20 protein-coding genes are annotated in these 25,378 nt (G+C 72.1%); 8 read left to right on the top strand and 12 right to left on the bottom strand.

Annotation, left to right across the window (positions count from 1 at the left end):
- Window positions 1–61 precede the first annotated feature (61 nt).
- Window positions 62–2,299 (bottom strand): ATP-dependent DNA helicase, encoded by a 2,238-nt coding sequence (locus tag NX794_RS12260; protein ID WP_258778488.1) that lies wholly within the window; start codon window positions 2,297–2,299, stop codon window positions 62–64.
- Window positions 2,296–3,279: an aldo/keto reductase gene (locus NX794_RS12255; RefSeq protein ID WP_258778486.1), complete on the bottom strand. Its 984-nt coding sequence runs from the start codon at window positions 3,277–3,279 to the stop codon at window positions 2,296–2,298. The genes NX794_RS12260 and NX794_RS12255 overlap by 4 nt, the downstream gene beginning before the upstream one ends.
- Before the next feature lie 177 nt (window positions 3,280–3,456).
- On the opposite strand from NX794_RS12255, the gene NX794_RS12250 reads away from it, so the two are divergent.
- Complete coding sequence (locus NX794_RS12250; protein ID WP_258778484.1) at window positions 3,457–4,512, top strand: LLM class F420-dependent oxidoreductase; 1,056 nt, start codon at window positions 3,457–3,459, stop codon at window positions 4,510–4,512.
- Between the two features lie 314 nt (window positions 4,513–4,826).
- Here the strand turns inward: NX794_RS12250 and corA are convergent, their stop codons facing one another.
- Complete coding sequence (gene corA, locus NX794_RS12245; RefSeq protein ID WP_258778482.1) at window positions 4,827–5,822, bottom strand: magnesium/cobalt transporter CorA; 996 nt, start codon at window positions 5,820–5,822, stop codon at window positions 4,827–4,829.
- Window positions 5,823–5,883: 61 nt separating this feature from the next.
- On the opposite strand from corA, the gene NX794_RS12240 reads away from it, so the two are divergent.
- The 4 genes from NX794_RS12240 to mshC all read left to right on the top strand — a co-directional run bounded on the left by NX794_RS12240 (window position 5,884) and on the right by mshC (window position 9,384).
- The gene (locus NX794_RS12240) at window positions 5,884–6,570 is read left to right on the top strand and encodes a histidine phosphatase family protein (protein WP_258778481.1); all 687 of its coding nucleotides are present in this window, start codon (window positions 5,884–5,886) and stop codon (window positions 6,568–6,570) included.
- A 91-nt stretch (window positions 6,571–6,661) separates the two neighbouring features.
- Complete coding sequence (locus NX794_RS12235; RefSeq protein WP_258778479.1) at window positions 6,662–7,252, top strand: DUF3090 domain-containing protein; 591 nt, start codon at window positions 6,662–6,664, stop codon at window positions 7,250–7,252.
- Window positions 7,216–8,043, top strand: a complete 828-nt coding sequence (locus tag NX794_RS12230; RefSeq protein ID WP_258778478.1) for an SCO1664 family protein — start codon at window positions 7,216–7,218, stop codon at window positions 8,041–8,043. Before NX794_RS12235 ends, NX794_RS12230 begins: the two co-directional genes overlap by 37 nt.
- 111 nt (window positions 8,044–8,154) lie before the next feature.
- Window positions 8,155–9,384: a cysteine--1-D-myo-inosityl 2-amino-2-deoxy-alpha-D-glucopyranoside ligase gene (gene mshC, locus NX794_RS12225; RefSeq protein ID WP_258778477.1), complete on the top strand. Its 1,230-nt coding sequence runs from the start codon at window positions 8,155–8,157 to the stop codon at window positions 9,382–9,384.
- An 85-nt stretch (window positions 9,385–9,469) separates the two neighbouring features.
- Here mshC and NX794_RS12220 read toward each other — a convergent pair whose 3' ends face one another.
- From NX794_RS12220 to NX794_RS12185, 8 genes are all read right to left on the bottom strand, one after another.
- Window positions 9,470–10,492, bottom strand: coding sequence for a PAC2 family protein (locus tag NX794_RS12220; RefSeq protein WP_258778475.1), 1,023 nt, complete (start codon window positions 10,490–10,492; stop codon window positions 9,470–9,472).
- 164 nt (window positions 10,493–10,656) lie between these two features.
- Window positions 10,657–11,250 carry a methylthioribulose 1-phosphate dehydratase gene (gene mtnB / locus NX794_RS12215; RefSeq protein ID WP_258778474.1) on the bottom strand — a complete coding sequence of 198 codons (594 nt, stop codon included), beginning with the start codon at window positions 11,248–11,250 and terminating at the stop codon, window positions 10,657–10,659.
- Window positions 11,247–11,966, bottom strand: a complete 720-nt coding sequence (gene mtnC, locus NX794_RS12210) for an acireductone synthase (protein WP_258778472.1) — start codon at window positions 11,964–11,966, stop codon at window positions 11,247–11,249. The genes mtnB and mtnC overlap by 4 nt, the downstream gene beginning before the upstream one ends.
- On the bottom strand, window positions 11,963–12,562 hold the full coding sequence (locus NX794_RS12205) for a 1,2-dihydroxy-3-keto-5-methylthiopentene dioxygenase (RefSeq protein WP_258778471.1): 600 nt from the start codon (window positions 12,560–12,562) through the stop codon (window positions 11,963–11,965). The genes mtnC and NX794_RS12205 overlap by 4 nt, the downstream gene beginning before the upstream one ends.
- A 112-nt stretch (window positions 12,563–12,674) precedes the next feature.
- Window positions 12,675–14,291, bottom strand: a complete 1,617-nt coding sequence (locus tag NX794_RS12200; protein ID WP_258778469.1) for a glycerol-3-phosphate dehydrogenase/oxidase — start codon at window positions 14,289–14,291, stop codon at window positions 12,675–12,677.
- 48 nt (window positions 14,292–14,339) lie between these two features.
- On the bottom strand, window positions 14,340–15,881 hold the full coding sequence (gene glpK, locus NX794_RS12195) for a glycerol kinase GlpK (RefSeq protein ID WP_258778467.1): 1,542 nt from the start codon (window positions 15,879–15,881) through the stop codon (window positions 14,340–14,342).
- A 74-nt stretch (window positions 15,882–15,955) separates the two neighbouring features.
- Complete coding sequence (locus NX794_RS12190) at window positions 15,956–16,750, bottom strand: MIP/aquaporin family protein (protein WP_258778466.1); 795 nt, start codon at window positions 16,748–16,750, stop codon at window positions 15,956–15,958.
- Between the two features lie 388 nt (window positions 16,751–17,138).
- Window positions 17,139–17,903 (bottom strand): IclR family transcriptional regulator, encoded by a 765-nt coding sequence (locus NX794_RS12185; RefSeq protein ID WP_258778465.1) that lies wholly within the window; start codon window positions 17,901–17,903, stop codon window positions 17,139–17,141.
- A 326-nt stretch (window positions 17,904–18,229) separates the two neighbouring features.
- On the opposite strand from NX794_RS12185, the gene metH reads away from it, so the two are divergent.
- From metH to NX794_RS12170, 3 genes are all read left to right on the top strand, one after another.
- Entirely contained in the window at window positions 18,230–21,745 is a 3,516-nt protein-coding gene (gene metH / locus NX794_RS12180; RefSeq protein ID WP_258778463.1) for a methionine synthase, read from the top strand.
- A 131-nt stretch (window positions 21,746–21,876) separates the two neighbouring features.
- The gene (locus tag NX794_RS12175; protein ID WP_258778462.1) at window positions 21,877–22,578 is read left to right on the top strand and encodes an HAD family hydrolase; all 702 of its coding nucleotides are present in this window, start codon (window positions 21,877–21,879) and stop codon (window positions 22,576–22,578) included.
- A gap of 433 nt (window positions 22,579–23,011) precedes the next feature.
- A complete protein-coding gene (locus NX794_RS12170) occupies window positions 23,012–24,616 on the top strand; it encodes an ABC transporter substrate-binding protein (protein ID WP_258778461.1) in 1,605 nt (534 codons plus the stop codon).
- Between the two features lie 85 nt (window positions 24,617–24,701).
- On the opposite strand, the gene NX794_RS12165 is transcribed toward NX794_RS12170, so the two are convergent.
- Window positions 24,702–25,373 (bottom strand): response regulator, encoded by a 672-nt coding sequence (locus tag NX794_RS12165; protein ID WP_258778459.1) that lies wholly within the window; start codon window positions 25,371–25,373, stop codon window positions 24,702–24,704.
- Window positions 25,374–25,378: the final 5 nt, after the last annotated feature.

Genomic DNA, 25,378 nt, shown 5'->3' with positions numbered 1-25,378 from the left:
AACCGGCGCCGGCGGTGCCGTACGGCCCGGGGCCGGCACGGCACCGCCGCCGCGGGGAACCTCAGCCCGCCGCCGGCACCTGCGTCCGTAGCAGGGCCTGAAGCCGGGTCGTGCGCGGCTTGGCCGGCACCTGGGCCACCGCCTCGGGCAGCGCCTGCTCCACACCGTGCACCACGGACAGGTGCCGTTCCGCCCGGCCGAACGCCGTGTACACCCACGGCCTGCTGAGCGCCTGCGCGGCGTCGCCCGGCAGCACCACGACCACCGCGGGCCAGCGCGCGCCCACCGCCTGGTGCGCGGTCAGCGCCCAGCCGTGCCGCACCTGGCCCTCCACCCGCTCGCGGGGTACGACCACGGCCTCGCCCGCGCACGTCAGATGCAGCCCGTCGGCGTCGGCCCGCACCACCACGCCCGGCACCGAGCGGCCCGGGGCGGGGGAGTGGACGATCCGGTCGCCCGGGTCGAAGCCGCCGAAGCGTCCCGGTCCGGGGTTGAGGCGTTCCTTCAGGGCGGTGTTGAGCGCGCGGGTGCCCACGGCGCCGCCATGACCGGGGGTGATCACCACGGTCTGCTCGGCCGGGACCTCGATCGCCCGCGGCACCGAGTCCGCGACGAGCTGCACGGTGCGGTGCACGGCCTCGCCCGCGTCCCGCACCGGGACGATCACGATCTCCTTGCCCGGCGCCGCCACCTGGTTCAGCTCGCCGACGCCGATCCCCGAGACCAGCTCGCCGAGCGGGCCGGGGTCAGGGGTCCGGGAGGCGACCTGGGGGCAGGCGCGGGCGGCCAGGAGGTCGGCGAAGACCCGGCCGGGCCCGGCCGACCACAGCGTCGCCGGGTCGCCGCCGAGCACCAGCCGGGCGCCGTCCGGCAGCGACTCCACCAGCATCGCGGCGCCCTCCACATCGAGCTGGGGGGCGTCCAGGACGATCAGCAGGTCCAGTGCCAGCGCACCTTCCGCGTCCCGGCCGGGGCCCTCGGCACCGGACAGCAGCCCGGCCACCGTGCCCACGCCACCCTCCGCCGCCGCGCCCGGCAACGCGGCCAGGCGGTCCCGGCCGTCCGGCGTGTGGCAGACGGCGAAGGCCCGCAGACCCGCGGAGCGGGCGGCACCGAGCAGCGCGGCAGGCTCCGCACGGGCCGCCTCGCCACCGGTGTGCAGCACCAGGCCGTGCCCGGCGACCGCGCGGACCAGCTCGGCCGCCCCGCCGGTCACCTTGGCGGCCGCCGTCCGCCAGGCCTCCTGGGTCTCCTCCGTCTCCTCGGCGAGCGAGTTGACCAGCCGGGCCAGGCCGTCGGCGAGGCTCTCCTCCGCCAGCGCGTACCGCTCCAGGCCGACGAGGACCCGGACCGGGCGCTCCGCCTCGCCGTCCTCGCCGTCCTCGGCGTCCTCCACCTGCGGAGCGGGTGCGCCGGGCTCGTCCAAGGCGTCCTGGAACACCAGCGCGTCGCCCTCCGCGAGGGCGCTCTGCACCGCCGCGTCCGGGTCCGGCACGCCCTGCCGGCCCAGGGCCGTGACGAGCGCGGTCAGTTCCAGGGCGGTGTGGCCCGCCACGGCGGCCTGCTCCAGCAGCCGGCCGGTGAGGGCACGGCCGCGCCGCTCGTCGTCCGGGCCCGACTCCGCTCCGAGCAGCGCCCGCGCGAAGCCGTCGGCCTGCTCGGGCCGCACCCCGCCGATCCGGAGCAGCCGCCAGGGGTCCTCCCGGAGCGCCTCGGCCGCGCCCTCGCCCAGGGCGGCGGCCACCTGCGGGGCCAGCGCGTCGGGCGCGCCGCCCTCGGTCAGCACCTGGCGCACGGCCCCCACGGTCTCCGGCGCGGGGGCGGCGGGGGTGACGGGGGCGGGGGCCAGCTGCGGTGGGCGCGCCGGCTCCGGGGTCGGGCGGCGCGGGGCGGGTGCCGGCTCGGCGAACACGGTGGCCGCCGGCTTGGCGCCGCCCTCCACGGCCCGCACGGCGGCGAGCAGGTCGGCGGCCGTGCCGCTCAGCTTGGCGCCGCTCTCGATCGGGTCCTTCTTCTCGGCCTTGCGCCGCGCGATCCGCTCCCGCTCCACCCGCTGGGCGGCCAACTCGGCCTCGGCCTCGGACGGCCCGGGAGCACCACCCTCGGCACCGTCCGTAGCCTCAGCACCGCCCGCAGCGCCCTCGGTACCGTCCGCACCGCCCCCGTCCGCGGCCTCCACACTCCCGTCCGTCCCCGAGTCACCGCCCTCCCCGACGCTCTCCCCGGAGGCGGACGCGGCCTCCGGGACCTCCGGTGTCCCCGGCCCGGCGTTCTCCGTGGTCTCCGGCTCCGTGCTCACAGCGTGCTCCAGTCGTGATCGGGATAGCGGTGCACGGGCGCCGACACATCGTCCAGCGCCCGGCAGATCTCATCGGGAAGACTAAGCGCCTCCACTGACAACGCCGCCGTGAGCTGCTGCGCGTTGCGCGCGCCGACGATCGGCGCGGTGACGCCCGGCCGGTCCCGGACCCAGGCGAGGGCCACCTGGAGCGGGGTGACGGCGAGCCCGTCGGCGGCGGTGGTGACCGCGTCCACGATGCGGGTCGCCGTGTCGTCCAGGTAGGGCTCGACGAAGGGCGCGAGGTGTTCGGAGGCGCCGCGCGAGTCCGGGGGAGTGGTGTGCCGGTACTTCCCGGTCAGCACGCCCCGCCCCAGCGGCGAGGAGGGCAGCAGCCCCACGCCCAGGTCGAGGGCGGCCGGCAGCACCTCGCGCTCCACACCCCGCTGGAGCAGCGAGTACTCCAGCTGCGTGCTGGCCAGCCGGGTGCGCGTGCCCGGCGCCGCGAGCTGCCAGGTGGCCGCCTTCGCGAGCTGCCAGCCGCAGAAGTTGGCCACGCCCGCGTACCGCGCCCGGCCGCTGGCGACCGCCAGGTCGAGGGCCTGGAGCGTCTCCTCCAGAGGCGTGCCGGGGTCGTAGACGTGCACGTGCCACACGTCGACGTGGTCGGTGCCCAGGCGCTCCAGGGAGGCGTCCAGCGCGGCCAGCAGATGGCCCCGGGAGCCGTCGCAGCGGCGGTCGGGATCGGCGACGCTGCCGGCCTTCGTGGAGATCACCAGGTCCCGGCGCGGCACCAGTCCGTCGACGAGTCGGCCGAGCAGGTACTCCGACTCCCCGTCGCCGTACACGTCGGCGGTGTCGACGAGGGTGCCGCCGGCCTCCCAGAACGTCTTCAGCATGTCCGCGGCGTCGTGCTCGTCGGTGTCCCGGCCCCAGGTGAGGGTGCCGAGCCCGATGCGGGACACGCGCAGGCCGGTACGGCCGAGATGCCTCTGCTCCATGCGGGCGAGATTACTGGCCAGAACCTGTGCCGTGGGTTGCCTGTGGATAACCCCGGCCGCCCGGATCCCGGCCCCCGCCTGCCCCGATCCCGGCCCCCGCCCGCCCTGCCGCCGGCCCCGTCCGCGCGCTAAGGTCACCCGCACAGGGACGTTACTCATGGGTAAGGGGAATCGGCCATGCAGCTCGGGATCAACCTCGGCTACTGGGGTGCCGGAATGGACGGGGACAATCTGGCCGTGGCCCAGGAGGCCGACCGGCTCGGGTTCGCCGTGTGCTGGGCCGCCGAGGCCTACGGATCGGACGCGGCCACCGTGCTCAGCTGGGTCGCCGCCCAGACCGAGCGCATCGACGTCGGCTCGGCCATCTTCCAGATCCCGGCCCGGCAGCCCGCGATGACCGCGATGACGGCGGCCACCCTGGACTCCCTGTCCGGCGGCCGGTTCCGGCTCGGCCTCGGCGTCTCCGGACCGCAGGTCTCCGAGGGCTGGTACGGCGTCACGTTCGACAAGCCGCTGGCCCGCACGCGCGAGTACGTGGAGATCGTCCGCAAGGCGATGACCCGCGAACGGCTGACGTACGAGGGCGCGCACTGGACGCTGCCGCTGCCCGGCGGCCCCGGCAAGCCGATCAAGCTGACCGTCCACCCGCAGCGCGAGCACATCCCGCTCTACATCGCGGCGATCGGCCCCAAGAACCTGGAGCAGACCGGCGAGATCGCCGACGGCGCCCTGCTGATCTTCCCGGCCGCCGAGCACCTGGAGGAGACCACCCTCAAGCACCTGCGCGCGGGCCGCGAGAAGGCGGGCAGGACCCTCGACGGCTTCGACGTGTGCCCGACCCTGCCGCTCGCCGTCGGCGACGACAAGGACGTGGCCCGCCTCGCCGACACCTTTCGCCCCTACACCGCGCTCTACGTCGGCGGCATGGGCAGTGCCAAGCAGAACTTCTACAACCAGCTCGCCCAGCGCATGGGATACGAGAAGGAAGCCGCCGAGATCCAGCAGAAGTACCTGTCCGGGGACAAGCAGGGCGCCGCCGCCGCGGTCCCGCAGGACCTCATCGACAAGACCACGCTGCTCGGCTCCGTCGACCGCATCGCCGACCGGATGAAGGCCTACGCCGCCGCCGGCGTCACCACCCTGAGCCTGGCGCCGGCCGGCTTCACCCTGGAGGAGCGGCTCGCCTCCCTGCGCGCCGGCAGCGAGGCCCTGGAGCGCGCCGGACTGGCGTGAGCGGCCGACCGTAGGAGAAGTTCCGCGGCCGTGGTGGGGGCTCGGGGGGTCTTCCCCGCCACGGCCGTCACAGGGAACAACGCGCCGGACGCCGCCCGGTTACGACCCGCGCGGGTCCTTCTTTCGGCCGAACGCGCCCGCACCCCTGGTGCGGCCCCCTCCGCGGAGAGGCGGCCGCCATGCTTTCGGCCACGAACCGGTTCCGGAAGATCCTCGCCCACGACGAGGACCACCACCTCGCCCACACCCACGAGGAACCGCCGCGCCCGGCCACCGCCGGACGCGGCAGCACGTCTGAGCCGCCCCTGCCGAGATCACAGCCAGCCGCGCCGCTTGAACAGCCGGTACAGCAGCACCTCCAGCGCGGCCATCGCCACGATCACCACCGGGTACGACCACAGCCAGTGCAGCTCGGGCATGTGGTCGAAGTTCATGCCGTAGATCCCCGCGATCATCGTCGGGACCGCCGCCATCGCCGCCCACGCCGAGATCTTCCGCATGTCGTCGTTCTGCCGCACGCTCATCTGCGCCAGATGCGCCGACAGGATGTCCGACACCAGGCGGTCCAGGCCGTCCACCGACTCGTTCACCCGCATCAGGTGGTCGCTGACGTCCCGGAAGAACGGCCGCGCCTCGTCGTGCACGAACGGCACCTCGCCGCCGAGCTGCCCGGTCCCCGCCAGCCGGGCCATCGGCACCGCCAGCGGCCCGGTGGCCCGGCGGAAACGCAGCACCTGCCGCTTGAACGTGTAGATCCGCGACGCGGTGTGCCGCGAGCCGCCGGTCTCCGGCTGGAACACCTCCGCCTCCAGCTCCTCCAGATCCGTCTGCAGCTCCGTCGCCACCTCCAGATAGTGGTCGACCACCGCGTCCGCGATCGCGTACAGCACCGAGGTGGGGCCCTTGTCCAGCATCTCGGGCTCCTTCTCCAGCCGGTGCCGCACGGCAGCCAGCGGCGAACCCTCACCGTGCCGGACGGTCACCACGAAGCAGTCCCCGATGAACACCATGATCTCGCCGCTGGAGACGGCGTCGCTCTCCGGCTCGTACACCACCGGCTTGAGCACCAGGAACAGCGAGTCGTCGTACACCTCGAGCTTGGGCCGCTGATGGGCCTTGAGGGCGTCCTCCACGGCCAGCGGATGCAACCCGAACTCGCGGGTGACCAGGTCGAACTCCCGCTCCGACGGCTCGTGCAGCCCGATCCACACGAAGCCGCCCGCCGCCCGCGCCTCCGCCAGCGCGTCGGACAGGTCCTCCGGGCCCTCGCTGCGCTGCCCGTGCCGGTAGATGGCGCAGTCCACGATCACGCGGCCCACTCTCCCTTCGCCCGCCCGCCACCGCACGGTGGCGAACACCTACCCTTGCCGCATGCCCACGTTGATCCTCGTAAGGCACGGACGTTCCACCGCCAACACCTCCGGCCTGCTCGCCGGCTGGACGCCCGGCGTCGCCCTGGACGAGCGCGGCACCGCCCAGGCCGCCGCCCTGCCCGGCCGGCTCGCCGCCCTGCCGCTCGCCGAGGTCGTCACCAGCCCGCTCCAGCGCTGCCAGGAGACCGTACGCCCCCTCCTCGACGCCCGCCCGGAGCTGCGCGTCCACACCGACGAACGCATCGGGGAGTGCCACTACGGCGACTGGTCCGGCCGCAAGCTCGCCGAGCTGAAGGACGAACCGCTGATGGAGGTCGTCCAGGCCCATCCGTCGGCCGCCGCCTTCCCCGGCGGCGAGTCGATGCGGGCCATGCAGACCCGCGCCGCAGAGGCCGTCCGCGAGTGGAACGCGCGGATCGAGCGCGACCACGGCGCCGACGCCGTCTACCTGATGTGCTCCCACGGCGACATCATCAAGTCCCTCGTCGCCGACGCCCTCGGGCTGCACCTCGACCTCTTCCAGCGGGTCTCCGTGGAGCCGTGCTCCGTCACCGCGATCCGCTACACCCGGCTGCGGCCCTACCTCGTCCGCCTCGGCGACACCGGCGACTTCGCCTCCCTCGTCCCGCGCGAGGAGACCGGCGAAGGTGACGCACCGGTCGGGGGCGGTGCGGGCGCACCGTGATCGTCGCGCGCAGTAGGGTGAAGCGGTCCGCACCGCCGCGAGCCCGTACCGCCCGCATCGCCCACACCCTCGATTCCACTGGAGACAGGACGTGTCCCGTCAGGTGTTCCTCTACGACCAGCCGGACCGCTTCGTGGCCGGCACGGTCGGACTGCCCGGACGCCGTACCTTCTTCCTCCAGGCCACCGCAGGCCCCCGGGTGACCAGCGTGGCCCTGGAGAAGACCCAGGTCGCCGCACTCGCCGAGCGTATGGACGAACTCCTCGACGAGGTCGTACGGCGCAGCGGCGGCAGCGCCGCCGTGCCCGCCATGGCGCCCTCCGAGATCGCCGACAGCGCCCCGCTGGAATCCCCCGTCGAGGAGGAGTTCCGCGTCGGCACCATGGCCCTGGCCTGGGACGGCGAGGACCAGCGCATGATCGTCGAGGCACAGGCCCTCGTCGAACTGGACGCCGACACCGAGGAGGACCTCGCCGAGGCCGAGGAGCGGCTGCTCCAGGACGAGGAGAACGGGCCCCCGATGCTGCGGGTCCGGCTGACCGGCGCGCAGGCCCGGGCCTTCGCCAAGCGCGCCCTGGACGTCGTCAACGCCGGGCGGCCGCCGTGCCCGCTGTGCAGCCTCCCGCTCGACCCGGAAGGACACGTATGTCCGCGCCAGAACGGATACCGCCGCGGAGCGTGACCGCCACCGACGCGGACCTCGTCGACCTGGTCGCACGGGGTGAGCTGACCGTGCGCGGCCGGATCCGCGAGGCGTCCAACGCCGCCCTGTTCTGCACCGTCGCGCTGGACGGCCGGGAAGCCTCCTGCGTCTACAAGCCGGTGGCCGGCGAACGCCCCCTGTGGGACTTCCCCGACGGCACCCTCGCGGGCCGCGAGGTGGCCGCCTACGAGGTCTCCGAGGCCACCGGCTGGGGACTCGTCCCGCCGACCGTGCTGCGCGACGGCCCCTACGGCGAGGGCATGTGCCAGCTGTGGATCGACGTCGACGCCGAGGCCGAACTGCTCGCCCTGGTCGACGGCGAGGAACCCGAGCCCGGCTGGAAGGCGATCGGCCTCGCCGAGGTCGGCGAGGACCGCACCGCGCTGCTCGTGCACGCCGACGACGAACGGCTGCGCCGGCTCGCCGTCCTGGACGCCGTCGTCAACAACGCCGACCGCAAGGGCGGCCACCTGCTGCCCACCGCCGACGGCCGGCTCTACGGCATCGACCACGGCGTCACCTTCAACGTCGACGACAAGCTGCGCACCCTGCTGTGGGGCTGGGCCGGCGAACCCCTCACCCCGGAGGCCACCGACGTCCTCAAGGGCCTCAGAGACGCCCTCAGCGGGCCGCTGGGCGACCGGCTGGCCCCGCACCTCACCGTGGCCGAGATCGCCGCCACGCGCGCGCGGGTGGACGCCCTGCTCACCACGGGCCTTCACCCCGAGCCGAGCGGCGAGTGGCCCGCCATCCCCTGGCCCCCCGTCTGACCCCCGCGCCCTCCCTGCCACACCGGCGCCCGGAGACGCAAGAACGCCCCGTCGGCCATCCGTCCGATCCCGTTCGTCTGCGCGGCTCGGCGCCGGGTTAGGCTCATGTACATGCATGCCTGGCCCGCTTCCGAGGTCCCCGCCCTGCCTGGTCAGGGCCGCGACCTGAGGATCCACGACACCGCGACCGGCGGCCTCGTCACCCTCGACCCCGGTCCCGTCGCCCGTATCTACGTCTGCGGCATCACCCCGTACGACGCGACCCACCTGGGTCACGCGGCGACCTACAACGCGTTCGACCTCGTGCAGCGCGTGTGGCTCGACACCAAGCGGCAGGTCCACTACGTCCAGAACGTCACCGACGTCGACGACCCGCTGCTGGAGCGCGCGGACCGGGACGGCGTCGACTGGGTCGCCCTCGCCGAGCAGGAGACCGCCCTCTTCCGCGAGGACATGACCGCCCTGCGGATGCTCCCGCCCCGGCACTACATCGGCGCCGTCGAGGCGATACCCGGCATCGTCCCGCTGGTGGAGCGGCTGCGTGACCTCGGCGCCGCCTACGAGCTGGAGGGCGACGTCTACTTCTCCGTCGAGTCCGACCCGCACTTCGGCGAGGTCTCGGGCCTCGACGCCGCCGCCATGCGGCTGCTGTCCGCCGAGCGCGGCGGCGACCCGGACCGCCCGGGCAAGAAGAACCCGCTCGACCCGATGCTGTGGATGGCCGCCCGCGACGGCGAGCCCAGCTGGGACGGCGGCTCCCTCGGCCGGGGCCGGCCCGGCTGGCACATCGAGTGCGTCGCCATCGCCCTCGACCACCTCGGCATGGGCTTCGACGTCCAGGGCGGCGGCTCCGACCTCGCCTTCCCGCACCACGAGATGGGCGCCTCGCACGCCCAGGTGCTCACCGGCGAGTTCCCCATGGCCAAGGCGTACGTGCACGCCGGCATGGTCGGCCTGGACGGCGAGAAGATGTCCAAGTCCAGGGGCAACCTGGTCTTCGTCTCCACCCTGCGCCGCGACGGCGTCGACCCGGCCGCGATCCGGCTCGCGCTGCTCGCCCACCACTACCGCACCGACTGGGAGTGGACCGACCAGGTGCTCCAGGACGCCGTGGCGCGCCTGGACCGCTGGCGCGCGGCCGTCTCCCGGCCCGACGGGCCGTCCGCCGACGCGCTCGTCGAGGAGATCCGCGCGGCGCTCGCGAACGACCTGGACGCCCCCACCGCGCTGACCGCCGTGGACCGCTGGGCCGCACGGCAGACGGCCGAGGGCGGCACCGACACCGGCGCCCCGGGCCTGGTCAGCCGGGCCGTGGACGCACTGCTGGGCGTGGCCCTCTAAAGCGGGCGCGTGGCCCTCTAGAGCGGGCGAGCACACGAGAGGGGCGGTTCCCCGGCCGGGGAACCGCCCCTCCCACACGCACCGCTCAGTCCTGCGAGCCGTCGCCCTCGTCCTCGTCGCCGTCGCCCTCCCTCGGACCGCCGGAGGTGTCCGGCCTGGGCGGACGGTTGCGCCCGGCCGGACCCGCGGGACCGGCCGGGCTGTCCCGCAGGAACGAACCGCCCTCCCCGCCGTCCGCCGTCGCGTGGCCGCCCGGCGCGGGCGGGCCCACGTCCCGGCGCCGCAGATACCGCTCGAACTCGCGAGCGATCGCCTCACCCGAGGCCTCCGGCAGCTCCGCCGTGTCCCGGGCCTCCTCCAGCGTCTGCACGTACTCGGCGACCTCGCTGTCCTCGGCGGCCAGCTGGTCCACGCCCACCTGCCAGGCCCGCGCGTCCTCCGGCAGCTCACCCTGCGGGATCCGCAGGTCCAGCAGGTCCTCCAGACGGTTCAGCAGCGCCAGGGTGGCCTTCGGGTTGGGCGGCTGCGACACGTAGTGCGGGACGGCCGCCCACAGCGACACCGCCGGCACCCCGGCGTGCGTACAGGCCTCCTGGAGCACCCCGACAATGCCGGTCGGCCCCTCGTACTTCGTCTCCTCCAGGTCCATCCGCTCGGCCAGATCCGGATCGGACGTCACCCCGCTGACCGGCACCGGACGCGTGTGCGGGGTGTCACCGAGCAGGGCGCCCAGGACGACCACCAGCTCCACGCCCAGCTCGTGCGCGAAACCGAGCAGTTCGTTGCAGAACGACCGCCAGCGCATGGACGGTTCGATCCCGCGCACCAGCACCAAGTCGCGGGGCTTGTCACCGCCGACGCGGACCACGGACAGCCGGGTCGTCGGCCATGTGATCTTGCGCACGCCGCCGTCCATGAAGACCGTGGGGCGGTTCACCTGGAAGTCGTAGTAGTCCTCGGCGTCCAGCGCCGCGAACACCTCGCCCTTCCATTCGCGTTCCAGATGCGCGACCGCCGTGGAGGCGGCGTCACCGGCATCGTTCCAGCCCTCGAACGCGGCCACCATGACTGGGTCGATCAGCTCGGGAACCCCCTCCAGCTCGATCACCCAGTGCCTCCTTCCGACGTGCCCTCGCTTGACTCACCAACCTTACGGCGTCCGGCGGGGGCGCCCGCAGCCCGTTGCCGGGGCAGTGAACGGATCACTGCCCCGATCCCCGCCGGTGAACACCCCCGGCAGCCGCCGCGGCCACGACCAGGCGTGACGCCGCCTCACCTGCGGGCCAGCTCCAACTCCAGCAGCCACTCGACCACTTCGGTGTGATGCCGGGCCCGCACCGGATCCTCCCCCCACGCGTACAGCCCGTGCCCCGCGACCACCACCGCCGGCATCCGCGGGTTCCGGGCGGCCTCCAGACGGTCACCCAGTTCCGCCATGTCCTGGCTGTTGGCGATGACCGGCAGCACCACCTCCACGTCGTGCGCGGGCTGTCCCACCCCCTTGAGCATCTCCAGATCCCGGAACACGATCCCGCCCGGCTCCCGGCGGCCCATCGCCACCGACGCCACGGTGTGCACGTGCACCACCGCGCCCGCGCCGGTCAGCGCGGCCACGCGCGCGTGCAGCGCGGCCTCCGCCGACGGCCTGCCGCCCTGCACGGCCGCCCCCCGCCCATCGACCAGCACCACGTCCTCGGCCGTCAGCTCACCCTTGTCCAGCCCGCTCCCGGTCACCGCGAGCCGCAGCGGGTCACGCGACAGCACCAGGGACAGGTTCCCGGAGGTGCCCCGCATCCAGCCGAGCGAGGCGAACCGCGCCGACTCGGCGGCGAGCACCGCCCCCGCCTCCCGCAGGCCCGCCGTCACCGGCCGCCCCCGCCCACCCTGATCCCGGCGAACGTGCCCGCCTCGGGATGGTCCCCGACACCCACCGCGTAGTACGGCTCCCCGGGCCGCCGTACCCCGACCGTGTGCCAGCCCGCCGCCCGCGCCGCGTCCAGCTCACCCCGGCGGTCGGACAGGAACACCAGCCGGTCCGGCGCCGCACCCGCCGCCGAGGCGATACGGCGGTACGACGCCGGCTCCAGCTTGGGACCGGCGTTCTCCGTGTCGTACAGCCCCGCGAGCAGCGGCAGCAGATCGCCCTCGGGCGTCGCGGAGAACCACGCCCGCTGCGCCGCCACCGACCCGGAGGAGTACACGTACAGGCGCACCCCGGCCGCGTGCCAGGCGCGCAGCGCCGGGACGACGTCGGCGTAGAAGTGCGCGACCAGGTCGCCGCGCGCGAAGCCCTCGGACCAGACGACGCCCTGGAGGACCTTCAGCGGGGCCGCCTTGCGGTCCTCGTCCAGCCAGGCGTTCAGCGTCTTCTCGATCCGGGCGGCGTCGGCGTCCGGCTCGCCCGTCAGCTCGCGCACCCCCGCCATCGCCCGGGCCACCTCGGGCTCGCCGGCCCGCTCGGTGAGCAGCGCCGCGAACCGGGAGCGCGCGTAGGGGTAGAGGACGTCCACCACGAAGGCCGTCGCACTCGTGGTGCCCTCGATGTCGAGCACCACCGCGTCCGCGTCCACCCGCGGGCTCACACCGTGCCCCCGTCCCGCCGGTGACCGGCGGCGAGGCTGTCGAAGTCCGGGAAGCGGGAGGAGATCGCCGAACCGGTGAAGTTGCCGATCCAGCCGTCCTCCTCGTGGAAGAAGCGGATCGCCGTGAACGACGGCCGGGTGCCCATGTCGAACCAGTGGGTGGTGCCGCGCGGCACGCCCAGCAGGTCGCCCCGCTCGCACAGCACCGCGTGCACCTCGGCGCCGACGTGCAGGTAGAAGACGCCGGAACCGGAGACGAAGAAGCGGACCTCGTCATCGTCGTCGTGGGTGTGCTCCTGGAGGAACTTCTCCCGGGCGGCCTTGGCCCGCACCGGGTACTCCGGGTCGTCGCCCGGGTGCAGGCCGAGCACGTCGACGGTGGTGAAGCCCTCCTCGGCGCTCAGCCGGTCGATCTGCGGGCGGTAGGCGGCCGACACGCGCTCGCCGTCGGCGTCGTGGGGCAGGTCCTCGCGGACCGGCCACTGCTCGTAGCGCACCCCGAGCGGCTTGAGGGCCGCCGCGATCTCGGCAGGGTCACAGGTCCGGCGGAGCACGGTGGCGGGGCCGCTGTCGGGCCAGCTCGTCAGTAAGGTCATGCCCCCGAGACAAGCACCGGAGGGACCGCTTCGGAAGGGGGCGTACCCGGTGCCGCGAGCCGCGAGGGGGGCGGCTCCCGAACGGGAACCGCCCCCCTCGAAGGGACCGCGCCTACTTCTTGTCGAGCAGGTCCTGCACCTTGCCGCGCACCTCGTCCGTGGCGAGGCCGCGGATCGTCAGCGTCGTACGGCGGCGCAGCACGTCGTCCGCCGTCTCGGCCCACTCGTGGTCGCGGGCCCACACGACCTGCGCCCAGATCTCCGGGGCGTCCGGGTGGACGCGCCCGGCCAGCTCCGGGTGCTCGTTCGCCAGACGGGCGATGTCGAACGCCAGGGAGCCGTAGTGGGTGGCCAGGTGCTTGGCGGTGTCGGCGGCCATGCGCGGACCCGGCGCCGGGTTGTCCACCAGCAGCCGGTGCGCGACCGCGCGCGGGTTGGCGACACCGGGCAGCGGCAGCTTCTTCGGCAGCGAGGCGATCGGCTCGAAGTCGTCGCCGAGCGGGTGGCCCGGCAGCGCCTCCAGCTTCTTCATGATCGTGCGGCCGATGTGGCGGAACGTGGTCCACTTGCCGCCCGCGACGGACAGCATGCCGCCCGTGCCCTCGGTGACCACCGTCTCGCGCTTGGCCTTCGCGGTGTCGCCGGGGCCGCCCGGCAGCACCCGCAGACCGGCGAACGCGTAGGTGATCAGGTCCCGCTGGAGCTGCTGGTCCCGGACGGAGAACGCGGCCTCGTCCAGGATCTGGGCTATGTCCTTGTCGTTGACGGACACGTCCGCCGGGTCGCCCTCGTACTCCTCGTCGGTGGTGCCGAGCAGCAGCATGTCCTCCCAGGGGAGGGCGAAGGTGATGCGGTACTTGTCGATCGGGGTGGCCAGCGCGGCCTTCCACGGCGCGGTCCGCTTCAGGACCAGGTGCGCGCCCTTCGACAGCCGGATCGACGGCGCCGCGTCCGGGTCCTCCAGCCGGCGCAGGTGGTCCACCCACGGCCCGGTCGCGTTCAGCACCAGGCGGGCGCTGACCCCGAACTCGTCACCGGACATCCGGTCCTTCAGCTCGGCACCGGTCACCCGGCCCCGGGTGAAGCGCAGCCCGGTCACCTCGGCGTGGTTGAGCACGACGGCGCCCGCCTCGACGGCCGCGCGGACCGTCATCAGCGCCATCCGCGCGTCGTTCATCTGGTCGTCGCCGTACACGGCCACGGCCTTCAGGTTCTCGGTGCGCAGCTCGGGCACGTCCTGCGCCGCCTTGGCCGGCGAGAGCAGGTGGCCCACGCCGTCGCCGAACGCGGACAGCGCGGAGTAGGCGAAGACGCCCGCGCCGAGCTTCGCCGCGCCGTGCGGGCCGCCCTTGTACACGGGGAGGTAGAAGGTGAGCGGGTTCGCCAGGTGGGGGGCCACCTGGCGGGAGACCGCACGGCGCTCGAAGTGGTTCTCCGCCACCAGCTTCACCGCGCCGGTCTGCAGGTAGCGCAGACCGCCGTGGAGCAGTTTGGAGGAGGCGGAGGAGGTGGCGCCGGCGAAGTCGCCGGCGTCGACCAGGGCCACCCTGAGGCCGGACTGCGCGGCGTGCCAGGCGGTGGAGATGCCCAGGATGCCGCCGCCGATCACAAGGAGGTCGTACGACGCCTTGGAGAGCTGCTCCCTGGTCTCGGCCCGGCTCGGGTTGGAGCCGGAGGCCGGGTGCGTGCCCAGGGCAGGTACGGACTGCAGGGTGGACTGACTGGTCATGTCGGGTACTTACTCCTCGTCAGAGCGGTCTGTGCGGTGTATGACCGCTCAGCTCTCGTCCTCGTCGAGCCAGCCCATGGTCCGCTCGACGGCCTTGAGCCAGTTCTTGTATTCACGGTCGCGGGTGGCCGCGTCCATGCGGGGGGTCCATTCGGCGGCCCGGCGCCAGTTGGCGCGCAGTTCGTCGGTGCTGGACCAGAAGCCGACGGCGAGGCCGGCGGCGTAGGCGGCGCCGAGGCAGGTGGTCTCGGCGACCATCGGGCGCACCACCGGCGCGTCGAGCACGTCGGCGAGCGTCTGCATCAGCAGGTTGTTGGCGGTCATGCCGCCGTCGACCTTCAGCGCCACCAGCTCGTCGCCGGAGTCCTTCACCATGGCGTCGGCGATCTCCCGCGTCTGCCAGGCGGTGGCTTCCAGGACGGCGCGGGCCAGGTGCGCCTTGGTGACGTACCGGGTCAGGCCGGCGATCACACCGCGGGCGTCGGAGCGCCAGTGCGGGGCGAACAGGCCGGAGAACGCCGGGACGAAGTAGGCACCGCCGTTGTCCTCGACGGAGAGCGCGAGCGTCTCGATCTCGGCGGCGGTGGAGACCAGGCCCATCTGGTCGCGCATCCACTGCACCAGGGAGCCCGTGACGGCGATCGAGCCCTCCAGGGCGTACACCGTCGGCTCGTCACCGATCTTGTAGCCGACCGTGGTCAGCAGGCCGGCGTAGGAGTTGATGATCTTCTCGCCGGTGTTCATCACCATGAAGGTGCCGGTGCCGTAGGTGGACTTGGTCTCGCCCTCGGAGAAACAGGTCTGGCCGAACAGGGCCGCCTGCTGGTCGCCGAGCGCGGAGGCGACCGGGATGCCGCCGAGCAGGTCGCCCAGCTTGCCCCCGGTGATCTCGCCGTACACCTCGGCGGAGGAGCGGATCTCCGGCAGCATCGCGAGCGGGACGCCGATGGACTCGGCGATCTTCGCGTCCCACCGCATGGTGTGCAGGTTCATCAGCATGGTGCGGGAGGCGTTGGTGACGTCGGTGACGTGCTCGCCGCCGTTGACGCCGCCGGTCAGGTTCCAGATGACCCAGGAGTCCATGGTGCCGAAAAGGATGTCGCCGGCCTCGGCGCGCTCGCGCAGCCCGTCGACGTTGTCCAGCAGCCAGCGCGCCTTGGGGCCGGCGAAGTAGGAGGCCAGCGGCAGGCCGGTCTCGCGGCGGAAGCGGTCCTGGCCGACGTTGCGGCCCAGCTCCCGGCACAGGGCGTCGGTGCGGGTGTCCTGCCAGACGATGGCGTTGTGGACGGGCTCACCGGTGTTCTTGTCCCACAGCACGGTGGTCTCGCGCTGGTTGGTGATGCCGATGGCCTTGATGTCGTCGCGGGTGATGCCGGCCTTCTCGATGGCCCCGGCGACGACCTCCTGGACGTTGGTCCAGATCTCGTTGGCGTTGTGCTCGACCCAGCCCGGCTTGGGGAAGATCTGCTCGTGCTCCTTCTGGTCGACGGAGACGATCCGGCCGTCCCGGTCGAAGACGATGCAGCGCGAGGAGGTCGTGCCCTGGTCGATCGCGGCGATGAAGGGGCCTGCGGTGTGGGCGTCGGTCACTGTGTGCTCCTGAATCCTTGTGTGGGGCCTGTACGTACGGCGCGTGTGCGACTCGGTGCCTGCGAAGCGGTTTCTCAGGCGAATGCGACGTTGTAGATGCCTGCCGCGATGGCGCCGCCGATCAGCGGACCGACCACCGGGATCCAGGCGTAGCTCCAGTCGGAGCCACCCTTGTTGGGCAGGGGCAGCAGGGCGTGCACGATGCGCGGACCCAGGTCACGGGCGGGGTTGATGGCGTAGCCCGTGGGGCCGCCGAGCGAGAGGCCGATGGAGACGACGACCAGCGCGGTGATCAGGCCGCCGAGGACGCCCAGGCCGTTGCCCTTGTCGTTGAGGCCCTGCGTGAGGACCGCGAGGATCAGCACCACCGTGCCGACGATCTCCGTGGCCAGGTTCTGCACCACGTTCCGGATCTCCGGACCGGTGGAGAAGATGCCGAGCACCGGGCCCGCGGCCTGCTCCTGCGCCTCCACGGCCTTGGCCGTGGTGTCCTGCGCGCCCGGCCCGCCGACGATCTCCCGGTCGGTCAGGTGCGCCTGGAACTGCCCGTAGTACGCCACCCAGACGAGCGTCGCGCCGATCATCGCGCCGAGCAGCTGGCCGGCGAAGTAGGTCGGGACGTTCGTCCAGGTGCCGTCCTTGATGGCCAGGGCGACGGTGACGGCCGGGTTGAGGTGGGCCCCGGAGAGCGGTCCGGAGATGTAGACGGCCGTCATGACGGCGAAGCCCCACCCGAAGGCGATGGCGAGCCAGCCGGCGCCTCGGGCCTTGGAGGCCTTGAGCGTGACGGCGGCGCAGACGCCACCGCCGAGCAGAATGAGTATGGCGGTACCGATGGTCTCGCCGATGAAGATGTCGGAGCTGGACACCCGCGACTCCTTTGTCCTTCGTCCAGGGGTAGCCGAACCCCGGGTCCCTCCGGGGATCTGGCGCCCTCAGGGGGGTGAGAGCGATCTGCTGGCCCTTGGCGTTGTCACACTCTAACGCGTATTGCCGGTAGGTGTTCGACAATGCCGACCGATGGACGGGAGTCTTGCTTCGGCGTTACGCGTGCGTCAAGAGTTCTGCTATCGAAAGTGCGATCGTTATTGATCGCTACCGGTTATCGCTCTTCAGGTGTCGACATACCTTCTCGCCCTGTATGTCCGTATATGCCGGTGTAGGGCAACTTCAGGGTAGATCGAAGACCGGAACGCCGCCCGGCGTCCCGGTCCTCCCAAGGGTTTCGGCGCGCGTGCGCTCAGAAGCGGCCCGCGCTCAGAAGCGGCCCGCGCCCAGATCCCTGGACACGGCACGCGCGCAGTCCCGCACGGCGGCGATCAGCTCCGGACGCAGCTCGCCCTCCCGGCACAGCCGCTCCACCGCCCCCGTGATGCCGACCGCGCCCACCGGCATCCGGCGCCGGTCGTGGATCGGGGCGGCGACCGACGCCACCCCCTCCCAGGTCTCCTCCACGTCCGCCGCGTACCCGCGCGCGCGGGTGAGGTCGAGCAGGTGCTCGAAGTCCCCGGGATCGCACACCGTCCGGTCCGTGAACGGCTTGCGGTCCGCCTCCAGCGCCTCGCTGTGCGCCACCGGGTCGTAGGCCGACAGCACCTTGCCGAGCGCCGTCGAGTGCAGCGGCTGCATGGCCCCGATCTCCAGCACCTGCCGGCTGTCGTCTGGCCGGAACACGTGGTGCACGATCAGCACGCCCTGCTGGTGCAGCACCCCCAGGTAGACGCTCTCCCCGCTGGCACGGGCCAGGTCGTCCGTCCACACCAGCGCCCGCGCCCGCAGCTCGTGCACGTCCAGGTAGGTGGTGCCCAGGCGCAGCAGCTCCGCGCCCAGCTGGTAGCGGCCCGAGGTGTCGTCCTGCTCCACGAACCCCTCCTGCTGGAGGGTGCGCAGGATGCCGTGGGCGGTGCCCTTGGCGAGGCCGAGCGAGGACGCGATGTCGGACAGGCCGAGCCGCCGCTCGCCGCCCGCGAGCAGCCGCAGCATCGCGGCCGCCCGTTCGAGCGACTGGATGTTCCGTGCCATCGCCGTCCTGCCTCCGTCCCTTCGACCGCCGCCGCACGCCGGTCGATTCCGCCCCGGGCGACGGGCGCTACGGCCCACCCGTGTACGTCTCTTACCGCTGTTCGGCAATGTCGAACACTACCGTTCCCTGTCGACCGCCCGCCAATGGTCGGACGACACCAGTTCCCTCACTCGTGGCTCCACCGCGGCCCCGGAGCCATCCGAGTCCGCCCCGTGGACGCCGCTGCCCATCCAAGCCGACTCCCGGCTACTCTGGCGCCGTGCGGCATTCCCGCTGGCAGGGAATCCGCATAGCCGACAGCCGTCGCATCCCAGGGAGCCCCTTCATGGCCTCGTCGCCAACGTCCCCCTCCGCCGACAGCCGGACCCGCGCGTCCGCGCTCCGAGAAGCGCTCGCCACCCGCGTGGTGGTCGCCGACGGAGCCATGGGCACCATGCTCCAGGCGCAGGAGCCCACCCTCGACGACTTCCAGCAGCTCGAAGGCTGCAACGAGATCCTCAACCTGACCCGCCCCGACATCGTCCGCTCCGTCCACGAGGCGTACTACGCCGTGGGCGTCGACTGCGTCGAGACCAACACCTTCGGGGCCAACCACTCCGCCCTCGGCGAGTACGACATCCCCGACCGGGTGCACGAACTCTCCGAGGCCGGCGCCCGCGTGGCCCGCGAGGTCGCCGACGAGTTCACCGCCCGGGACGGCCGCCCCCGCTGGGTCCTCGGCTCCATCGGCCCCGGCACCAAGCTCCCCACCCTCGGCCACGCCCCCTACACCACCCTCCGCGACGCCTACCAGCGCAACGCCGAGGGCCTGGTCACCGGCGGTGCCGACGCGCTGCTCGTGGAGACCACCCAGGACCTCCTGCAGACCAAGGCCACCGTGCTCGGCGCCCGGCGCGGCCTCGACGCCCTCGGCCTGGACCTGCCGGTGATCGTCTCGGTGACCGTGGAGACCACCGGCACCATGCTGCTCGGCTCCGAGATCGGCGCCGCCCTCACCGCGCTGGAACCGCTCGGCATCGACATGATCGGCCTGAACTGCGCCACCGGCCCGGCCGAGATGAGCGAGCACCTGCGCTACCTCGCCCGCACCGCCCGCGTCCCGCTGTCCTGCATGCCGAACGCCGGTCTGCCGGTCCTCGGCCGGGACGGCGCCCACTACCCGCTCACCGCGCCCGAGCTGGCCGACGCGCAGGAGACCTTCGTCCACGAGTACGGCCTCTCCCTCGTCGGCGGCTGCTGCGGCACCACCCCCGAGCACCTGCGCCAGGTCGTCGAACGCGTCCGGGACCTGACCCCGCCCGCGCGCGACCCGCACCCCGAGCCGGGTGCCGCCTCCCTCTACCAGAGCGTGCCCTTCCGGCAGGACACCGCCTACCTGGCCATCGGCGAGCGCACCAACGCCAACGGCTCCAAGAAGTTCCGCGAGGCCATGCTGGAAGGCCGCTGGGACGACTGCGTGGAACTGGCCCGCGAGCAGATCCGCGAGGGCGCGCACATGCTCGACCTGTGCGTGGACTACGTCGGCCGCGACGGCGTCGCCGACATGGACGAACTCGCCGGCCGCTTCGCCACCGCCTCCACCCTGCCGATCGTGCTGGACTCCACCGAGGTCGACGTCCTCCAGGCCGGCCTGGAGAAGCTCGGCGGCCGCGCGGTCATCAACTCGGTCAACTACGAGGACGGCGACGGCCCCGACTCCCGGTTCGCGAAGGTCACGAAGCTGGCGCGGGAGCACGGCGCCGCACTGATCGCGCTGACCATCGACGAGGAGGGCCAGGCCCGCACCCCGCGGAAGAAGGTCGAGATCGCCGAACGCCTCATCGAGGACCTGACCGGGAACTGGGGCATCCGCGAGGACGACATCCTCATCGACACCCTGACCTTCACCATCTGCACCGGCCAGGAGGAGTCCCGCAAGGACGGCATCGCCACCATCGAGGCCATCCGCGACCTCAAGCGGCGCCACCCGGCCGTGCAGACCACCCTCGGCCTGTCGAACATCTCCTTCGGCCTGAACCCCGCCGCCCGCATCCTGCTGAACTCCGTCTTCCTGGACGAATGCGTCAAGGCGGGCCTGGACTCGGCCATCGTCCACGCCTCCAAGATCCTCCCCATCGCCCGCTTCGACGAGGAGCAGGTGCGCACCGCCCTCGACCTGATCTACGACCGCCGCGCCGAGGGCTACGACCCGCTGCAGAAGCTGATGGCCCTGTTCGAGGGCGCCACCGCCAAGTCGTTGAAGGCCGGCAAGGCCGAGGAACTGGCCGCGCTGCCACTGGAGGAGCGCCTCAAGCGGCGCATCATCGACGGCGAACGCAACGGCCTGGAAGCCGACCTGGACACGGCCCTCGAAGACCGGCCCGCCCTCGACATCGTCAACGAGACCCTGCTGGACGGCATGAAGGTCGTCGGCGAACTGTTCGGCTCCGGCCAGATGCAGCTGCCGTTCGTCCTGCAGTCCGCCGAGGTCATGAAGGCCGCCGTCGCCCACCTCGAACCGCACATGGAGAAGTCCGACGCCGACGGCAAGGGCACCATCGTGCTCGCCACCGTCCGCGGCGACGTCCACGACATCGGCAAGAACCTCGTCGACATCATCCTGTCCAACAACGGCTACAACGTCGTCAACCTGGGCATCAAGCAGCCCGTCTCCGCGATCCTCGAAGCCGCCGAGGAACACCGCGCCGACGTCATCGGCATGTCCGGGCTGCTGGTGAAGTCCACCGTCATCATGAAGGAGAACCTGGAGGAGCTGAACCAGCGCGGCCTCGCCGCCCGGTTCCCCGTCATCCTCGGCGGCGCCGCCCTCACCCGCGCCTACGTCGAACAGGACCTCCACGAGATCTACGGCGGCGAGGTCCGCTACGCCCGCGACGCCTTCGAAGGCCTGCGCCTCATGGACGCCCTCATCGGCGTCAAGCGCGGCGTCCCCGGCGCCCAGCTGCCCGAACTCAAACAGCGCCGGGTCCGCGCGACGGCCACCGCCCAGGCCGAGGAACGCCCCGAGGAAGGACACGTCCGCTCCGACGTCGCCACCGACAACCCGGTGCCCGCCCCGCCCTTCTGGGAGACCCGGATCGTCAAGGGCATCCAGCTCAAGGAGTACGCCTCCTGGCTGGACGAGGGCGCCCTGTTCAAGGGCCAGTGGGGCCTCAAGCAGGCCCGCACCGGCGAGGGACCGACCTACGAGGAACTGGTCGAGACCGAGGGCCGGCCCCGGCTGCGCGGCCTGCTGGACCGGCTCCAGACCGAGAACCTCCTCGAAGCCGCCGTCGTCTACGGCTACTTCCCCTGCGTCTCCAAGGACGACGACCTCATCGTCCTGGACGAACGCGGCAACGAACGCACCCGGTTCACCTTCCCCCGCCAGCGCCGCGGCCGCCGGCTGTGCCTCGCCGACTTCTTCCGCCCCGAGGAATCGGGGGAGACCGACGTCGTCGGCTTCCAGGTCGTCACCGTCGGCTCCCGCATCGGCGAGGAGACCGCCAAGCTCTTCGAGGCCAACGCCTACCGCGACTACCTCGAACTGCACGGCCTGTCCGTCCAGTTGGCCGAAGCCCTCGCCGAGTACTGGCACGCCCGCGTCCGCTCCGAACTCGGCTTCGCCGGCGAGGACCCGGCCGACATCGAGGACATGTTCGCCCTGAAGTACCGGGGCGCCCGCTTCTCCCTCGGCTACGGCGCCTGCCCCGACCTGGAGGACCGCGCCAAGATCGCCGACCTGCTGCAGCCCGAGCGGATCGGCGTCCACCTCTCCGAGGAGTTCCAGCTCCACCCCGAGCAGTCCACCGACGCCATCGTGATCCACCACCCCGAGGCCAAGTACTTCAACGCCCGCTGAGCACCCCCACCCGGACCCCCGGACCACACACGAGGCACTTCGCGCCGCCACGTCGTACACTGGTCGGTCCACCGCAGGCCGGTTCCCCGCACGGGAACCGGCCTGATCGTCCCTCAAGGAGGTGCGCCCGGATGACCAGCACGGTCCCCGCGCTCGGAACCCGTTCGGCCGAAGGATCCGCCCTGCAAGCGGTCCTCCTCGACATGGACGGCACCCTGGTGGACACCGAGGGCTTCTGGTGGGACGTCGAGGTGGAGGTCTTCGCCACCCTCGGCCACACCCTCGACGACTCCTGGCGGCACGTCGTCGTCGGCGGCCCCATGACCCGCAGCGCCGGCTTCCTCATCGAGGCCACCGGCGCCGACATCACCCTCACCGAACTGTCGGTGCTGCTCAACGACGGTTTCGAGGAGCGCATCGGCGCCGCCCTGCCCCTGATGCCCGGCGCCGCCCGGCTGCTCGCCGAACTCCACGAGCACGCCATCCCCACCGCCCTGGTCTCCGCCTCCCACCGGCGCATCATCGACCGCGTCCTGACCGTCCTAGGACCCCACCACTTCGGCCTGTCCGTGGCCGGCGACGAGGTCACCCGCACCAAGCCGTTCCCCGACCCCTACCTGCTCGCCGCGGCCCAGCTGGGAGCGGATCCGGCCAGATGCGCCGTCATCGAGGACACCGCGACCGGCGTCGCCGCCGCCGAGGCGGCCGGCTGCCACGTGGTCGCCGTCCCCTCCATCGCCCCCATCACACCCGCCGAGCGGCGCACCGTCGTGGACTCCCTCGAACACGTCGACGTGGCATTTCTGCGCGGCCTGATGACGGAAATGCGCTAGCCGTTCACCCAGCGTGCGAAGCCGAATGCCGAGCACCGGACAGATATCCGCACAACGCCCGGCAGGGGAATTGCCGACCGGCCGCCCGGCCGAAATTCCCCCCGCCCCCGCACCGTACACATGTGACGTTCCCCACGCGAAGCCCCCTCGACAACACCGGCCGACTGTGCTGAACCCGCCCCGACCCACCGGGCCGCCCGGCCCTTGTGTCCCGATTGGTGGGAAGCTGCACTAATCCTGCCGCTGGCGGGCTTTCGGTGCGTCCGCGGCCGGTTCCACTGCGTGATGAGGGGTCAACTCACGCGGCAGTGAACCTTCCAGCGGGCGCGGACTAATCTCATCGCGAGAACATCGCCGAGAACCCCCGTGATCCGCCCGCACCACCCCTGCATGCCGGGTACACGGACCCGAACAGCTCTGGAGAAACTCCCGCATGAACCGCAAGACTTTGGTGCTGCCGGCGGTAGCCGGCCTGCTCACGCCGGTTCTCGCCGCGTGCGGCGGATCCGACAGCGGGAGCAAGGGCGGGGACGCCATCGTCGTCGGTACCACGGACCAGTTCACCGCCACCTCGGACGCCCCCGCGCCACTCGACCCGGCCTACGCCTACGACGTCGGCACCTGGAACATCCTGCGCCAGACCGTGCAGACCCTGATGACCCAGCCCAAGGGCGAGGGCGACCCCGTCCCCGACGCCGCCGAGAGCTGCGCCTTCACCGACAGCGGCAACGAGCGCTACGCCTGCAAGCTGCGCGAGGGCCTCAAGTTCGCCAGCGGCGACCCGGTGACCGCCAAGGACGTCAAGTACTCCATCGAGCGTGCGCTGCGCATCAACGCGGACAGCGGTGTCTCCGCCCTGCTGAACACCCTCGACACCGTCGAGACCCAGGGCGAGCGCGAGGTCATCTTCCACCTGAAGACCGCCGACGCCACCTTCCCCTACAAGCTGTCCACTCCGGTCGCGGGCATCGTCAACCCGAAGGACTACCAGAAGGACAAGCTGCGCGACGGCTTCGACCTCGACGGCTCCGGCCCCTACACCTTCCAGGCCGACGTCAAGAACAACGCCATCACCACCGCCACCTTCACCAAGAACCCCTCCTACAAGGGCAGCGTGACGGTGAACAACGAGAAGGTCGAACTCCGCGCCTTCAGCGACGCCGACGCGATGGGCACCGCCATCGACAAGGGCGACATCGACGTGATGACCCGCACCATGTCGCCCTCCCAGATCCAGAAGCTGGACACCGGCAGCGACGGCAAGGTCGACCTCGTCGACATGCCCGGCCTGGAAATCCGCTACCTGGCCTTCAACACCGACGCCCCCACCGTGAAGACCAAGGCCGTCCGCCAGGCGATGGCCCAGGTCATCAACCGCGGCGAACTCGTCTCCAAGGTCTACGGCACCCAGGCCGAGCCGCTCTACTCGCTCGTCCCGGCCACCGTCACCGGACACTCCAACTCGTTCTTCAACAAGTACGGCAACCCCAGCGTCGACAAGGCCAAGACCTTCCTGTCCAAGGCCGGCATCACCACCCCCGTCAAGCTGACCCTGCACTACACGACCGACCACTACGGCTCCGCCACCAAGCAGGAGTTCCAGGTCCTCCAGAAGCAGCTCAACGACAGCGGCCTGTTCGACGTCTCCATCCAGGGCCACCCCTGGTCCACCTTCCGCCCCGCCGAGCGCAAGGGCCAGTACGACGTCTACGGCATGGGCTGGTTCCCCGACTTCCCCGACGCGGACAACTTCCTCGCGCCCTTCCTCGACAAGAACAACTTCCTCGGCTCGCCCTACAGCAACAGCACCATCCAGCGCAGCCTCATCCCGCAGTCCCGCCGCGAGGCCGACCGGCTCAGCGCCACCAACAGCCTCACCGAGATCCAGGACATCGTCGCCGAGGACGTCCCCGTCCTGCCGCTGTGGCAGGGCAAGCAGTACGTCGCCGCCCGCGACGACATCACCGGCGTCTCCTACGCCCTCAACTCCTCCTCCACGCTCCAGCTGTGGGAGCTGAGCCGCGGCGTCGGCGACTGACCCCGGCACCGGCCGCACCGACGCCACACGAAAGGGCGCCCCTCACCACTCGGGAGGGGCGCCCTTCGCGTCGTACCACAGGCCGCTACTGCGCGCCCGGCCGCACCAGACCGCTCTCGTACGCGTACACCGCCGCCTGCACCCGGTCCCGCAGCCCCAGCTTCGTCAGCACATGACCCACATGCGTCTTCACCGTCGTCTCGCTCACGAACAGATCCGCCGCGATCTCCGCGTTCGACAGCCCCCGCGCCACCAGCTTCAGCACCTCCACCTCACGGTCGGTCAGCGTGTGCAGGGTGTTCGGCACCGGCTCCTCACCCGAGGGCAGATGCGTGGCGTACTTGTCCAGCAGCCGGCGCGTGATGCTCGGCGCCAGCATCGCCTCCCCGGCCGCCACCACCCGGATCGCCTGCACCAGCTCGTCGGCCGGCGCGTCCTTCAGCAGAAAACCGCTCGCCCCGGCCCGCAGCGCCTCCACCACGTACTCGTCCAGATCGAACGTGGTCAGCACCAGCACCTTCGCCGGACCGTCCCGCCCCGGACCACTGATCTGCCGGGTCGCCTCGACACCGTCCATCCGCGGCATCCGGATGTCCATCAGCACGACATCCGGCTGCAAGGCCCGCACCTGATCCAGGGCCCCCAGCCCGTCGCCGGCCTCACCGACGACCGCGATGTCCTGCTCGGCCTCCAGAATCATCCGGAAACCGGTACGCAGCAGTGGCTGGTCGTCGACCAGTAGGACACGGATGGCCACAGGAC

Source organism: Streptomyces pyxinicus (assembly GCF_024753135.1).
GTDB classification, from domain to species: Bacteria; Actinomycetota; Actinomycetes; order Streptomycetales; family Streptomycetaceae; genus Streptomyces; species Streptomyces pyxinicus.
Note: the sequence above shows the minus strand (reverse complement) of the source record. Positions and strands in the feature narration are given on the sequence as shown.